General features: G+C 41.2%; 12 protein-coding genes and 1 riboswitch. Of the genes, 9 read left to right on the forward strand and 3 right to left on the reverse strand.

Translation table 11 applies throughout. The annotated features are described in order from the left end of the window. Positions 1-98 precede the first annotated feature (98 nt). The 9 genes from NSQ41_RS07570 (at position 99) to NSQ41_RS07610 (ending at position 10,578) form a co-directional block, all read left to right on the forward strand. Complete coding sequence (locus tag NSQ41_RS07570; RefSeq protein WP_339211336.1) at positions 99-1,436, forward strand: IS1380 family transposase; 1,338 nt, start codon at positions 99-101, stop codon at positions 1,434-1,436. A 341-nt stretch (positions 1,437-1,777) separates the two neighbouring features. Then, complete coding sequence (gene nikA / locus NSQ41_RS07575; RefSeq protein WP_063388259.1) at positions 1,778-3,301, forward strand: nickel ABC transporter substrate-binding protein; 1,524 nt, start codon at positions 1,778-1,780, stop codon at positions 3,299-3,301. After that, entirely contained in the window at positions 3,302-4,243 is a 942-nt protein-coding gene (gene nikB, locus NSQ41_RS07580; RefSeq protein WP_066248451.1) for a nickel ABC transporter permease, read from the forward strand. Positions 4,244-4,245: 2 nt separating this feature from the next. Then, positions 4,246-5,058 (forward strand): nickel transporter permease, encoded by an 813-nt coding sequence (gene nikC / locus NSQ41_RS07585; protein WP_133309130.1) that lies wholly within the window; start codon positions 4,246-4,248, stop codon positions 5,056-5,058. 12 nt (positions 5,059-5,070) lie between these two features. Continuing rightward, on the forward strand, positions 5,071-5,865 hold the full coding sequence (locus NSQ41_RS07590; RefSeq protein ID WP_339199708.1) for an ABC transporter ATP-binding protein: 795 nt from the start codon (positions 5,071-5,073) through the stop codon (positions 5,863-5,865). Positions 5,866-5,956: 91 nt separating this feature from the next. Further along, entirely contained in the window at positions 5,957-6,730 is a 774-nt protein-coding gene (locus NSQ41_RS07595) for a dipeptide/oligopeptide/nickel ABC transporter ATP-binding protein (protein ID WP_339199711.1), read from the forward strand. Between the two features lie 11 nt (positions 6,731-6,741). Then, a complete protein-coding gene (locus NSQ41_RS07600; protein WP_327856200.1) occupies positions 6,742-8,046 on the forward strand; it encodes an MATE family efflux transporter in 1,305 nt (434 codons plus the stop codon). Positions 8,047-8,652: 606 nt separating this feature from the next. Next, positions 8,653-10,167 (forward strand): cobyric acid synthase, encoded by a 1,515-nt coding sequence (locus NSQ41_RS07605; RefSeq protein WP_339211338.1) that lies wholly within the window; start codon positions 8,653-8,655, stop codon positions 10,165-10,167. A gap of 114 nt (positions 10,168-10,281) precedes the next feature. Beyond that, positions 10,282-10,578, forward strand: a complete 297-nt coding sequence (locus tag NSQ41_RS07610) for a 4a-hydroxytetrahydrobiopterin dehydratase (protein WP_311067203.1) — start codon at positions 10,282-10,284, stop codon at positions 10,576-10,578. A gap of 880 nt (positions 10,579-11,458) precedes the next feature. On the opposite strand, the gene ade is transcribed toward NSQ41_RS07610, so the two are convergent. The 3 genes from ade to NSQ41_RS07625 all read right to left on the reverse strand — a co-directional run bounded on the left by ade (position 11,459) and on the right by NSQ41_RS07625 (position 14,583). Continuing rightward, positions 11,459-13,201, reverse strand: coding sequence for an adenine deaminase (gene ade, locus NSQ41_RS07615; RefSeq protein WP_003352561.1), 1,743 nt, complete (start codon positions 13,199-13,201; stop codon positions 11,459-11,461). Between the two features lie 49 nt (positions 13,202-13,250). Then, positions 13,251-13,352: riboswitch (purine riboswitch) on the reverse strand. Between the two features lie 128 nt (positions 13,353-13,480). Then, entirely contained in the window at positions 13,481-14,020 is a 540-nt protein-coding gene (locus tag NSQ41_RS07620) for a chromate transporter (protein WP_327873959.1), read from the reverse strand. Beyond that, positions 14,017-14,583, reverse strand: a complete 567-nt coding sequence (locus tag NSQ41_RS07625) for a chromate transporter (RefSeq protein WP_339211340.1) — start codon at positions 14,581-14,583, stop codon at positions 14,017-14,019. The genes NSQ41_RS07620 and NSQ41_RS07625 overlap by 4 nt, the downstream gene beginning before the upstream one ends. Positions 14,584-14,586 lie beyond the last annotated feature (3 nt).

A 14,586-nucleotide genomic window follows, 5' to 3' on the forward strand; every position in this document is an offset into this window, starting at 1 on the left:
CGTGACGAAATTTCCGCTTAAAGGCAAACAAATCGCATAAAATTTAGTATAATTGGTATATCAGACAAATTAAATTCATTCCACATTCAGGTGATCTCATGAAAAAGTTTGTGATAGAACCCACAAAAGAACGAATTGTTGCCCAAGCTGGCTTAGCGATAGTAGGAAATTTACTAAATCAAACGAATTTAGTTTCCAGGTTGAATGCCTATAAACTCCCTGATATCTCCCGGTATCCGGCTTGTTCCAATGGTGATGTGGCTAAATCTTATATCGGCTTGCTTTGCCAGGGAGAAAGTGATTATGACAATATTGAAACCTTCCGTGATGATGCTTTTTTTGCACTGGCTTTGGATATCCAGAGGGTTCCTTCCAGCCCGACTCTCAGGCAACGATTGGACCAGGCCGCCTTGGTGGAAAAATGGAAAACGATCTTGCACGAAGAATCGCTGGATCTGATTCGCCATACAAATGCGGAAATCAACCCGGTTTACGCCAAAGACAAGCCGTATATCCCGGTTGATCTGGATGTCTCCCCTTTCGATAACTCCAAGACAAAAAAGGAAGGGGTAGAAAGAACCTATAAAGGCTGTGACGGTTATGCCCCTATGTTCGCTTACATGGGACAGGAAGGTTACTGCCTGCATGTTGAGATGCGAAAGGGAAGTGTCCACTGCCAAAAAGGTACACCAAATTTCATCCAGGAAACCATTCAATCTGCCCGGAAACTAACAGATCAGCCATTGCTTTTCAGGCTTGATTCCGGAAATGACAGCCGGGATAATCTCATTATTCTCCTAGAAAACCATGCAAGCTTTATTATCAAACGCAATCCCCGTAAGGAAAAAGCTGAGGACTGGCTGTACATTGCCCGAAAATATGGGATCTGTTGTGAAGAACGGGAAGGAAAGAAGGTTTACCTTGGATCCATCCCCGAAACCATTCAAATTAAGGACCAGGAGCGAAGCATCCGAAAAGTTTTTAAAGTGACCGAAAGAACCATCTCAAGAGACGGACAAATTTTTTTAATTCCCGAGTATGAATTTGAAACCTACTGGACGGACCTTGAAGTGCCGCCTCATGTGGTGATCTCTCTTTATCATAACCATGGCACTTGCGAACAGTTCCATAGTGAAATTAAATCAGAACTGGATCTCGAACGGCTGCCGTCAGGCAAATATGAAACGAATGGCCTTGTGCTCCATTTCGGTGTATTTGCGTATAACCTGCTTCGCTTGATTGGACAAGAAAGCTTGAAAAAACAAGATACGCCATTGAAAAAGAAAACAACAAGAAGAAGAATCCGAACCGTCATCCAGAATATGATCACACTGGCCTCAAAGCTGGTTTTCCGTGGCCGGCAATGGAAATTAAAAGTCGCGGAGACCAACAAATGGTTACCGGTCTTTACTCGTTTGTATCAAGCCTTTTACTAAACATCCCGATCAATAGACTACTAGGAAAAAAGAAATAAAAAAACGAAAACTTGCAAAAAATGGAAATTTGCAGATTTATTTGGGTGCACAAAAACGAATGAAACAGGGAAATTTTTACATACTGAATCACTAAAAGTGCATTTATCGAATAGTCGGACACCACTATATCCTTACTCTTGGGAAATCTACCTATTAACGGCGTTTGTTATATTTTCGTCACGGATTCAGGAAATATGTGATTTTGAATTATTTTTGTTCGAAATAATATTTACAAAAATAGCGAATATATGTATGATAGGAAAATAAAAATAGTAATCATTACGATTTAGGAAGGTGAGAAAATGTTTCGATATTTTAAAAGCATATTAATACTTTTAACAACAATTTTTTTGCTTGTCGGATGCTCACAGTCTTCCTCAAAAGAAAAGGAGAAGAGCAGCAAAGAATTAACATTGCTTTTTAACTTTCCAACCAACACACTCGATCCGCATTTAGACACGAACTATACGATAGTTCGTGCGGGAGTAGGAGAGACGCTTGTCAAAATTAGTGAACAGCAAAAAATTGAACCTTGGCTTGCAGAAGAATGGAAAAGTAAAGATGGGAAAAACTGGACGTTTAAAATTAGAGAAGGTGTTACATTCCATAATGGGAAAAAAGTTGATGCTCAAGCGGTGAAGGCCTCGTTAGAAAGAGCAATCAACGATAGTCCATCTGTTCAAGCGGCATTAAAAATCAGCAAAATGAAAGCCGATGGTCAATTGTTAACGATTCAAACGGAAGAAGTATTCCCGCAATTTCCTTCAGAACTCGTACATCCAAATACAGCGATCGTCGATGTTGATGAAAAAGATATTGATAAAAGGCCAATCGGTACGGGGCCATTTAAAATTTCTTCTTTTGAGCCTGGGGTAGAGCTGAAGGTCGAACGATTTGAAAAGTATTGGGATGGCAAAGCAAAGCTTGAAAAAGCAACATTTGCTTTCAATGAGGATGCCAATGCACGGAAAATGGCGCTTCAATCAGGAGATGCGGACATTATTTTTAGACCGCCGGTAGAAAATCTTGAAAAATTAAAAGAAGAAAATGTAAAAATAGAATCAGTTCCAAGTTTGCGTACACATCAGCTGTTTTATAATATGAAGAGCTCCTATATGAAAGATGAAAATGTGCGCAAGGCGATGGATGCTTTAATAGATCGGAAGGAAATTGTTGAACATATTTTAAATGGACATGCCGTTGAAGCGAAAGGTCCTTTTTTGGCTGGTTCTCCGTTTGCGCCATCCTATGAAGAAAAGGAAAGCGGAATAGAGGCGGCGAAACAGTATTTTAGTAACGCAGGCTTTCAAGTAGAAGACGGAAAAGTTACGAAAGACGGAAAGGCCGTTCGGCTTAAAGTGCTAACATACGCATCGCGTCCTGAACTTCCTTTAATTGTACAAATTCTCCAATCAAAGGCGAAGGAACTTGGCATAGAGATGTCGATTCAGCAAGTGGAAAATATTGATGAGTATTTAGCGGCCAATGATGATTGGGATTTTGCTACATACAGCAGTGTGACGGCTCCGCGAGGAGATGCGGCATACTTTTTGAATGCGACATACATGCCGAACGGAGCGCTGAACTACGCGAGTATTAACCATCCAGAATTAACAGCTAGCATTCAACAATTGAACCAAACGGTAGACGTGAACGAACGGAACAATTTGGCGAAGAAAGCATTAAAAATCATTGATCAGAAGACTCTCCATTCCTTTATCGTACATCCAAATATTATTGTTGCCTATCGTGACGGAGTAAAAAATTGGGTAACTAGTAAAAGCGAGTATTATATGTTAACAAAAGATTTGGATGTGGAAGGGTAAATGATTCAAGTAGCGAAACGATTCATAGAGTTCATCATATTTTTACTTCTGCTGTCTTTCATTAGTTTTATATTTATAAAACTAGCACCTGGCGATCCTGTCAAACAGATGCTTCAAGTAGATGAAGTGTCCGTTACGAAAGAACAAATTGAAGCGCTAAGAGAAGAACTGAAGTTACATGAACCTATATACGTTCAATATTGGTATTGGTTGAAACGATTTTTCGAGTTTGATTTAGGCCATTCCTATATAACAAAGCAGCCGGTAGTTTCTGAGTTGTTATCAAGGTTTCCTGCGACCATTACGCTCACATGCACTTCTTTAATCGTAATGATTCTGATTTCTATTCCTTTAGGCACTCTATCTGCACTCTATAAAAATAAATGGGTGGACCATATATGCCGTTTGTTTGCACTAGTCGGTTCATCCATCCCCAGCTTTTGGCTGGGGCTCCTTTTCATTGAATTATTTGCCGTTCAATTAGGGATATTGCCAAGCATGGGAAAGGGAACGATTCAACACGTCATCCTGCCATCCCTTACGTTAGGAATCGCGATGTCAGCTGTTTATGTCAGATTGCTGCGTTCCAGTTTACTAGAAAGCTTGAATGAGGACTATGTGAAAGCGGCAAGGGCAAGAGGGATTAGCGAAAAACGGATATTTTTATTCCACGTTTTCCGCCGTTCTTTAATTCCTGTCATAACGATTTTTGGTATGAGTCTTGGGAGTTTAATAAGCGGCACAGTTGTCATTGAAGTACTGTTTGCATACCCGGGAATTGGAAAAATGGTGGTAGATGCGATTATTCGCCGGGATTACCCGGTCATTCAAGGGTATGTATTGTTTATTACGATTTTGATTGTCTTGATTAATATATTCGTTGATATTTGCTGCCGTTATTTAAACCCTGAGATACGTTTAAAAGGAGTAGAGAGACGTTGAAAATGTTTAGACAAATGTATTGGACGCACTCGCGAACGCTTCTTTTTATACTATTTGCCTTTTTTCTTGTCATCTTGACAGCTCCGCTGCTTGCTCCATATGATCCGTTGCAAATCAATATGAATGAACGTCTGCTGAAACCAAGTGCGGAGCATTTTTTCGGAACGGATTATTTGGGGCGAGACTTATTTTCTCGCATCCTAGCGGGAGGGCAAGTAACGGTCGGAACGAGTATTCTCGTATTGGGCATTGTTTTGTTGATCGGCGTTCCGTTAGGCATGTTTTCAGGATTTGTCGGAGGCCGTTTCGATCGTTATTTGATGAGAATCATAGACGCTTTTCTAGCTTTCCCTGATTTTATTGTCGCAATTGTACTGAGCGGTATTTTAGGCCCCGGTATGTTAAATTTAATTTTTGCAATCGTTGTAGCGAAATGGGGAAGCTATGTGCGGCTTGTCCGCAGCACGGTGTTATCTGAGAAAGAAAAAGATTACATTTTAATGGCGGTTGTCAATGGCTTAAGCACATTTCAAATTATTCGTAAACATTTGCTGCCCCATGTCGTGGGAAATGTGTTCGTTTTAGCGACGTTGGATCTCGGAAAAATTATTTTGTTGATCGCTTCCTTATCTTACATCGGCTTAGGAGCGCAGCCGCCAACTCCTGAATGGGGGGCGATGCTGAACGAAAGTACACCATATTTTCACACCTCGCCATATTTAATGTTTATTCCTGGAATTGCCATTATGTTTACTGTTCTAGTTTCTAATTTAGCTGGTGATGTATTGCGAGACCGTTTTGATGTAAAAGGATAAAGGGGAGATGGTATGTCATTATTAACTATTGATCAAATGCAAATTAATTTTCGAAATAAGCCGATTGTTGAAAATGTGAATATAACTGCCAGAAAAGGAGAATGGTTTACATTAATTGGCGAAAGCGGCAGCGGCAAAAGCATCACAGCTTCTGCGATTGGAGGGCTTCTGCCGAAAGAAATGTGGATAGCCTCCGGGCATATTCAGTTTGACAACAAGGATATGACTCATTTATCGAATAAAGAATTTCAGAATTTACGGGGAAAAGAAATATCTTATGTTTTCCAAGACTATCAAAGCTCGTTTACTCCTTTTATAAAAATCGGTAAGCAAATGGATGAAATGATCCAAGCTCATTGTTCTTTAACTAAAAACGAAAGAAAAGAAATCGCTTTTCAAGCATTGGAAGACGTACAACTCCCTGCAAAACGCGTCTACAATAGTTACCCTTTTCAATTAAGTGGCGGACAGCTGCAGCGTGCATCCATTGCTATGGCCATTATGCTGAATCCGAAATTGCTTATTGCTGATGAGCCTACCACTGCGCTTGACAGTATGACAGCAGCACATGTGTTAGAGGTCATCGCGAATATCAAAGAGAAAATCAATTGTGCAATATTATTTATTACACATGATTTGAGGCTTGCTAGGAAATATTCCGATACTGTTGCAGTAATGAAGAAAGGGGAGATTGTCGAAACAGGGACGAAAACAAATGTTATTCACCATCCTCGTCATCCTTATACCAAGCAATTATTGAGTGCCGCTCCAACCTTGCCGAATAAAATGCATGAAGTGATCACGTGAAGGCCGAGCGGTCATTCAGCGTTGTATCAGCGATTAGGCGTATTGTCTCGCCTGTTAAACTGGATTTTGCAATGGAAAGGAATATGTCATAATGGCAGATCTATTATTGGCCAAAAATATCAAAAAAATTTATGCTTCAGGTCATCAAGCAGTCAACGGGGTGTCGATATCGATACAAAAAGGCGAATGCGTCGGGCTTGTCGGTGAAAGCGGCAGCGGGAAAAGTACATTGGCGCGCTGCTTGCTTATGTTAGAAAAAATAAGCGAAGGCGAAATTTTTTTACATGACCAACCATTGCATAAAATGACTAAAAGAGAAATTCGAAAAATTCGCCATTGTATGCAAGCGGTGTTTCAAAATCCGGCAGCGGCTTTAAATCCAAAACGAAAGATCATCGATTCTGTCATGGAGGCATTAGATACACATCGTAATATCTACCCCATTTATTTGCAAGATGTAAGAGAGCACCGTGAATTATGCGCAAAGCGGCTGCTAGAGATGGTTGGGATGGCGGACCGCTATCTTTATCGCTATCCCCACGAGTTAAGCGGAGGGCAAAAACAACGTGTTGCCATTGCTCGTGCGATTAGCATCCAGCCGTCTTTGATCATTTTAGATGAACCGACAGCAAGCTTAGATGTCTATACACAAGGGCAAATATTAACTCTTTTAAAGGAGCTGCAAAAACAATTGGAATTATCCTATCTATTTATTTCCCATGATCTCCCGTCGGTTCATTTTTTAAGCGAGCGCATTTTGGTAATGAAAGATGGGGCTTTTATTGACTGCTTTCAAAAGAATGATATATTCTCTCAAGCCCGCCACCCATATACAAAAATGCTCATTCACTTGTTTGAAGGTTAAGGGGGATAATAATGACTCACCGAACTTATCTATCTTTGGCGATTCCGCTTATCATTTCAACGATCACCACCCCGTTATTAGGAGCTGTCGATACGGCAGTAGTGGGACAGCTTCCTGATCCAGCGTATATTGGCGGCGTAGCTGTAGGGACGATGATTTTTAATACGATGTATTGGTTGTTTGGCTTTTTGCGGGTCAGTACGTCCGGCTTTGCCGCACAAGCTTATGGTGCGCAAGATGCCAAGCAATGTTTTTTATATTTCGTAAGACCGTTCCTCATTGCGTTAGCCGTCGGCATTCTATTTATCCTCGTTCAATGGCCGATGAAGCATATCGCATTAACGCTTATTCATCCGGATGAGAAAGTCATGACTTTCACGGACGAATATTTTTCGATCCGCATTTGGGGAGCCCCGTTTACGCTGGCGAATTACGTCATTCTAGGATGGCTCATGGGAATGTCTCGTGTTAAAATTTCGCTATTTTTACAAGTATTTATGAATCTATTAAATGTTGTACTTGATTTGTTGTTTGTGAACGTTTTTCATCAAGATGTGAATGGTGTAGCCGCCGCTACATTGATTTCAGAAGTGGCTGCATTTCTCATTGGAATGTATATCGTGTTAAAGTCTTCCGATCTTCGCCTTTTCTCCATTCCTAGCAGCGAGCTGTGGAATGCAGGAGAATTTAAGAAGATGATGGCGGTCAATCGGGATTTGCTTATTCGCACGATTTGTTTGTTAACCGTGTTTAATCTTTTTACAGCGAGAGGTGCCTCTTTTGGTACCGAAATACTGGCAGCCAATGCCGTTCTCATTCAAATTCATTACATCATGGCGTACTTTTTAGACGGATTTGCCAATGCCAGCAGTATTCTCGTCGGAAAAGCTGTCGGTGCAAAGGATGAAGCTTTGTATAAACGCACTTTATCGTTGACAGGGCAATGGGCGATAATTTCCCCCTTGTTTATGATGCTTATTTATATACTGTTTAAAGATTCGATCATTCCTGTTTTTACGAAAAATCAGAATGTGATCGAACTGGCCAGCTCCTACAGTATTTGGGTCACGATATTTCCACTTGCGGCAAGCTTCGGTTTAATTCTCTACGGTGTTTTTACAGGAGCGACCATGACCAATCCGATTCGCAATTCCATGCTGATTTCTCTTGCAGTATATATTGTTTGTCTTTTCATTTTGATTCCGATGTATTATAACCACGGTTTGTGGCTTGCTTTTATTGTTTTCAGCCTCGGTCGGTCTGTGTTTTTAGCTATGTATGTTCCAGCATTAAACAGAACTTTATTCAAAAAATGAGGTGCCGGTGATCTTAAGTGCTGAGTCTATCAAACGATTGGACACATAAAGATATGCCTTAACTTACAGATCACGATCACTGTATATGCGGAATTTTTCATTTAGCAAAGAAACATAGCAATTATTTTTGATCATCTCGTGCATCATGATACTAGCGGAAAATGAAGGATGTTATAATACTTCAGTCATTATCAATTTTTGAAAAGGGAGCATGAATGAGTTGGAAATAAATCATCGTTGTTGAAACAGTAGAATCCAACCAAAAAGTTACCGTGTAAAAATGTTGGAAAAGAATCATCATTGTTGGAACGGCAAGCAATGTCGGGAAATTGGCATCATGTGGGCGAGTTAAAAATGTGCGACAAAAAAGCAAGCAAGAGACCGACTTTCCTGTGGAATGTACGTGATGATTCGTCAAAGATCTGCTGCCAAAAATTTGCCTGAATTGATCGGCGTGATCAATGAAAAAAATAGCCACCGTGTTTTTTTTCGAAGATAAAGGATTTACATGCAGTCCTGATTTATTAGCCCGCCTTTTCATACGGCGGTGCTTCATACTCGGAATTTGCGAAACAATTGTGAATGGTTGTGAGAGGAGAAAAACAGATGAATAAAGCATTGCCCATCATGATTCAAGGTACGCATTCCGATGCGGGAAAAAGCGTGATTGCGACAGGTTTTTGCCGAATTTTTGCGCAGGACGGGTATCGGACGGCGCCGTTTAAATCACAAAATATGTCACTCAATTCGTATATTACCGTTGACGGCAAGGAAATCGGCCGCGCCCAAGGAGTGCAGGCGGAGGCGGCAAGAACGGTCGCAACGGCGGATATGAACCCGATTTTGATCAAGCCTGTGAGCGATCACACTTCACAAATTGTTGTGAACGGTAAGCCGTATCAAAATTATAAGGCAACAGCGTATCGGCAGGAATTTTTTGAACTTGGTTTGCAGGTGATTAAAGAAGCGTATCATCATTTGGCAAGTACATATGAGCGAATCGTTATAGAAGGAGCAGGGAGCCCTGCGGAAATTAACTTAAATGATCGCGAGCTTGCCAATATGCGCATTGCCCGGTTAACAAACGCTCCTGTCATTCTTGTCGGCGACATTGACAGAGGCGGTGTATTTGCGAGTTTAGTAGGAACATTGCAGCTGCTTGAGCCTGAAGATCGCGATCGCGTAATTGGGGTAGTGATTAACAAGTTTCGCGGGGATATTTCCTTGCTGGAGCCGGGACTTCGCTGGTTTGAAGAGTATACAGGCAAACCGGTTTTAGGGGTCGTACCATATATTTCTAATTTAAACATTGAGGCGGAAGACGCCGTCATATTAGATGCGTTTCCACGTACAAATGAGAAAACTAGCGAGATTGATATTGCTGTTATTCATGTTCCTCACATTTCGAACTTTACCGATGTTGACCCGTTTCTATATGAAAAGGATTGCCATGTTCGCTATGTAAAGGAGGCAAATGAACTCAGAGAACCGGATGTTGTCATTTTGCCGGGAACGAAAAATACAATTGAGGACTTATTGCTTTTGCGAAAATCCGGCTTTGCGGATGCGATAGAAAAGCTTTATCGTGCGAAAAAATCAGTCATTGTCGGCATATGCGGCGGTTATCAAATGCTCGGAAGGGAGATTTCAGACCCACATCACGTAGAAACAACGATAGGGAGCGCAAACGGATTCGGATTTTTCCCGATTCGCACCGCTATGATGAAAGAGAAAAGGACGACTCTTACAACAGGGATGGCCCACTTGGCTGATTGTAATGTGCCGGTGGAAGGCTATGAAATTCATATGGGAACAACTTCTTATGAAGGGGACGTATCGCCATTTATTACGACCGAAGAAGGAGTTGACGGCTGCATAAGCCAAGACAGCCTCCTAATTGGAACGTATTTTCATGGCATATTTCATAACGATGAGTTTCGAACGGCATTTTTGAATTTGATAAGGAAAAGAAAAGGTCTTCCGGCGATTTATGAGCGGCCATCAATGAAAAACATTCGTGAAGAAGCCTTTGACCGGCTTGCCGATTGTCTCCGGAAGCATGTAGACATCGAGTTTATTTATCGGGAAATGGAACGGTTTCAAAGCAAATCTTTTTTCTAAGAAATAAACGGAAATCTGATATGTTTGTTCGCCTCTTTACATTTATATGGAAATCTTTTTTGCACTGTGATTTTAGCTGTCTGTTTTTTTATAAAAATCCGGGAGGAAACGGTCATGCGGTTAACAGATGAAGAAGTGCAATCTCTTTTACAAGAGATGGAAGATTGGAAGCTTCTTGAAGAGCGATGGATTGCAAGAAAGTACCTCTTTCAAGATGATTTGCAAGAAATCGAATTCGTGCGGAAAATTTCGGACATTTCTGAAGAAGTAAACCATCATCCCTTCATTTCTATTGACTATAAGTTCATCACGGTAAAAATTTCGTCTCAGAGAGCGAAAGGACTCACAAAGCTTGATTTCGAACTGGCGAAAAAATATGATGAAGCTTATGAAAAAATAAAAGCAGGGTAAGAACGGAAAAAAGTGGATTATATGTGAAGCAGATGACGTGAAGAAAGCCGCATTTTCCGCCGCACCATAAGTTACGATATAAGGGACTTCTTTCTTCTTGAGAAGGAGAGCGGTTTTCAAAAAAATGATGCGATTTAAAAGGCATCCTGTTTTTCTCGAATAGATGGGCAGCTGAAATGATGCGGAGCTGCAAGAAGCGTGTATATGGTCTTTTTGGGGAAAATCTGCATTTATGGATAAAAAAACATGACGAAATTTTGCACACACAAAGCAGGCAACAAGGATGTTAGTTGATGTTGGTGAAGGAAAACTTTTAAGTGATCGGATCATGTCATAGCACCATTCAAAATATCAATTGACAATGTTGAAGGAAAACAACCTGCCGAATTTAATCGTATTACCATGACCGAAGCGCTGCAAAAATCCTTTTGATTTACCGCGAAGCTTCGAAAGAATTATTTATACACCGCAGCACACTTGAATATCGTATTGAACGTGTTGAAGAAATACTCAATGTTGATTTAAATCATGCAGATATGCGCTTTGAGCTCATGATGGCATACAAGCTGTATAATTTGTTTGATTTTGACCGAAGCGAGCTGTCAAAAAGGTGAATTCTATTGATCGAGCAAAGGATTTTGGAACGGGATAAAGTCCGGCGGAAAAAACGGTTAAGTTATCGGGCAAGCGTGTAAAAAACATCTCCTGCGAATTTATGAATAAATCATTTCTGACACGTGAAAGCTTTAGCAGGCTTAAAGAATTTAAACTCTAAGCGAAAAAAGGCAAATGAAACTCCGGCAGATGAGCCAATCTCCCTTGCCGGAGTTTTCTTTTTTTATGTGTTTTGCTGCCCATACAATCATTTTTTACACGATATTTAAACGCCGTGCTCGGCTGCAACTTCTATGTGCTGAAACGTTGTGACGTCAAATAATCCTAAATCTGTAATTTTGAGCTCTGGAATGACAGGCAAACTTAAAAAAGAGAGCGTGAGGAAGAGATTGAAATGCCGATGTTTGCTCACTTTGTGCAAGCTGCTGTTCAATTCATCGAGTTGATGGGCGACGATTGGATATGCTTGATCTGACATCAATCCGCCGATCACAAGCGGCAAAGAGGCGAGCGTTTTTCCATCATTCACAACTACTAGCCCACCGCCGATTCTCTTTATCTCTTGAATGGAGCAGATCATATCCTCATCGTTTGTGCCGGCAACGATCACATTATGGGAATCGTGGGCGACGGTTGTGGCGACTGCACCGCCGATTAAGCCTAATCCTTTTACAATGGCAAGGCCAATGTTTCCAGTATTTTTATGGCGTTCGAGTACAGCCAGTTTTGCCAAATCTTTTTCAATGGAAGGGATGAAGCAAACACCGTCGCTCGGAACTTCCATCATTCTTTTAACCGTTTCAATTTGATTCGGAATAATTTCTATTACATGCGCTTTTTGGTTATTTTTCACGTGTATGGCCAACCGTTCTTTTGTAACCTCGTTTATGTTTAGATTGACAGAATTTCTTGATAAAACGGAAGGTTTTGGTTGATCTATAGATCCTATATATTGACCGTTTTCCGCTATCACTTTTCCGGCTTTCAAAACTTTTTCAATCGTAAAAGCTTTGAAGTTATCTACTATGACAAGATCTGCTCTATATCCAGGTGCGATCGCTCCTTTTTGCGATAGTCCGAAACATTGGGCGGCATTAATCGTCGCCATTTGAATCGCTATGAGAGGATCAAGTCCATGCTCGACGGCAAGACGAATATTGTAGTCAATGCTTCCCTCGGCAATTAAGTCGTCTAAATGCTTGTCATCCGTACAAAATAGACAGCGGTGGCTATTTTTTTCATTGACCACGCCGATTAGTTCTGGCAAATTTTTTGCAGCAGATCCTTGACGGATCATGACGTACATTCCGCGAGCAAGGCGGTCTTTTGCTTGCTCTTTTGTCACACATTCATGATCTGTTTGAATGCCGGCCGCTCTGTAAACATTAACTCCTTCAATGCCAAGACCTGCGCCGTGTCCGTCGATCTTATATGCTGATGCCGTTAAAAGCTTGTCAATGATGCGGTCATCTAAATTTTGAACACCTGGGAAATCCATCACTTCCGCAAGCCCGAGCACCCGAGGATGCTTGTAAAAAGGTGCAAGTTCATCATCATTTAACACAGCGCCGGCATTTTCAAACGAAGTCGCCGGAACGCAGGAAGGCAGCATGCAATACACATCTAAATCTAAGCCTTCTGAATCCTCCAGCATAAAAGATATACCTTTCGTCCCGGCGACATTCGCAATTTCATGCGGATCTATAATAACGGTTGTCACACCGTGGGGCAGAACTGCTTTGGAGAACTCCTTCGGTGTCACCATCGAAGATTCAATATGGACATGAGAGTCGATGAAACCTGGAACGATGAATTTATTCTCGGCATCAATGATGTTTACCCCATCATATTCTCCGATTCCAGCAATCACTCCGTCCGCAATGGCGATGTCTCCATGCAAAATTTCTAAATTGAAAACATCGGCAATTTTTCCATTTTTAATCACAATGTCTGCCGGAATTTGTTTGCTAGCCACTTGGATTCTTTTCTTTAAAATGTTTTTGTCCATTCTCACTTTTCCCTTCTGTAGTAAACTCGCGCGTTGAGTTTGACAGGGAGAGTTGTGTATCGTCTCTCGTAGTCAAACTATTTACGGTAGTTTGGTAGAAACGTTTGGACCGTATTTCCAAACTTATACGAGAAAATCATTCGTATTTTTAAAAAGAGATTATACGACTCTAATTGAAACAAAGCAAGATAGTTGGTGCATTTCTTGACAGAAAAATTTTCTCAGGTATTGCGAAAAGCTGAGAATCACAGTTTCTCTGGTGCTCCAAACAGACCGGTTTTAAAAATTGGGCAGAACAACTCCTCCATAAACAAAGGAAATCATAATGAGAATGGCAGGGTGAACCTTCCATTTTTCTAAGGCAAAGTACGATACAGCAGCAATGATGAGCGATTGGATCATTCCGAGCGAATGGACAGAGTCTTCTATCATTTCCCAAGTTAAAAGCAGCATCATGACAGCAATAACAGGCTGTACAAGCAAGGTCATTCCTTTCACAACTAAAGATTCCCGGTGGCGTTGAATCAGTTTTAACAACAGAATCAAAGCGAAAGCTGACGGAAATACAGTCGCAAACAAGGCGATGAAAGCCCCCCACCATCCGTACACATCATAACCGACATAGGCGGCGATCTTCGTCGCAATAGGGCCCGGCAAAGAATTTCCCAGTGCGAGCATATTGGAAAATTCTGCATTTGTCAGCCATTTGTAATGATTGACAATCTCCTCATACATAAGCGGAATGGAAGCGGGTCCTCCTCCATAACCGAGTATGTTGGCCAAAAAGAAACCGATGAATAAGCTGATCCAGATTTTCATGCAGACATCTCCTTACTTCTGCTCTTCCGTTTTAAATGGAAAGCTCCATATGTTAAAAACATTAGAATTACAATAGCTGGATGAATCGAAATCACTTGCAGCAGGCAAAACGAAACAATCATCAGCAGGACGCCAAGCCATTTTCCCAATCCTTTCACGGCCTTTGCGGAAAATTCGTAAGCCAACTGCCCAAGCATGGCGGCGATCACCGGCATAACAGCAGAAATCATACCGTGGATAACAGGTGAATCGCTTAAAGCTGTGACCATTTTGAATAATAGAATCATGGCCAAACATGTAGGCAAAATATGAGCTGCTACGCAAATAAAAGCGCCTAATACCCCTTTTTGTTTATATCCTAAGTAAGCGGCCATTTTTGTCGCGATCGGACCGGGCAGGGTATTGGCAATCGCCAATATTTCTGCAAATTCTTCATCTTTTACCCAACGGTATCTGGAAACTGCTTCATAACGGAACAGCGGTATGACGGAAGGACCGCCTCCGAATCCAAAAATTCCGGTTCTCAGCATAGCCATGATAAGACTTTTATAAGAAGTTTGCATATT

It is taken from the genome of Aeribacillus sp. FSL K6-8210, from assembly GCF_037963925.1.
Lineage (GTDB): Bacteria > Bacillota > Bacilli > Bacillales > Aeribacillaceae > Aeribacillus > Aeribacillus composti.

What these genes read in the sequence shown, in the direction of transcription:
- NSQ41_RS07570 (WP_339211336.1), top strand. Translation starts at nt 99, where the DNA reads ATGAAAAAGTTTGTGATAGAACCCACAAAAGAACGAATTGTTGCCCAA.
- nikA (WP_063388259.1), top strand. Translation starts at nt 1,778, where the DNA reads ATGTTTCGATATTTTAAAAGCATATTAATACTTTTAACAACAATTTTT.
- nikB (WP_066248451.1), top strand. Translation starts at nt 3,302, where the DNA reads ATGATTCAAGTAGCGAAACGATTCATAGAGTTCATCATATTTTTACTT.
- nikC (WP_133309130.1), top strand. Translation starts at nt 4,246, where the DNA reads ATGTTTAGACAAATGTATTGGACGCACTCGCGAACGCTTCTTTTTATA.
- NSQ41_RS07590 (WP_339199708.1), top strand. Translation starts at nt 5,071, where the DNA reads ATGTCATTATTAACTATTGATCAAATGCAAATTAATTTTCGAAATAAG.
- NSQ41_RS07595 (WP_339199711.1), top strand. Translation starts at nt 5,957, where the DNA reads ATGGCAGATCTATTATTGGCCAAAAATATCAAAAAAATTTATGCTTCA.
- NSQ41_RS07600 (WP_327856200.1), top strand. Translation starts at nt 6,742, where the DNA reads ATGACTCACCGAACTTATCTATCTTTGGCGATTCCGCTTATCATTTCA.
- NSQ41_RS07605 (WP_339211338.1), top strand. Translation starts at nt 8,653, where the DNA reads ATGAATAAAGCATTGCCCATCATGATTCAAGGTACGCATTCCGATGCG.
- NSQ41_RS07610 (WP_311067203.1), top strand. Translation starts at nt 10,282, where the DNA reads ATGCGGTTAACAGATGAAGAAGTGCAATCTCTTTTACAAGAGATGGAA.
- ade (WP_003352561.1), bottom strand. Translation starts at nt 13,201, where the DNA reads ATGGACAAAAACATTTTAAAGAAAAGAATCCAAGTGGCTAGCAAACAA.
- NSQ41_RS07620 (WP_327873959.1), bottom strand. Translation starts at nt 14,020, where the DNA reads ATGAAAATCTGGATCAGCTTATTCATCGGTTTCTTTTTGGCCAACATA.
- NSQ41_RS07625 (WP_339211340.1), bottom strand. Translation starts at nt 14,583, where the DNA reads ATGCAAACTTCTTATAAAAGTCTTATCATGGCTATGCTGAGAACCGGA.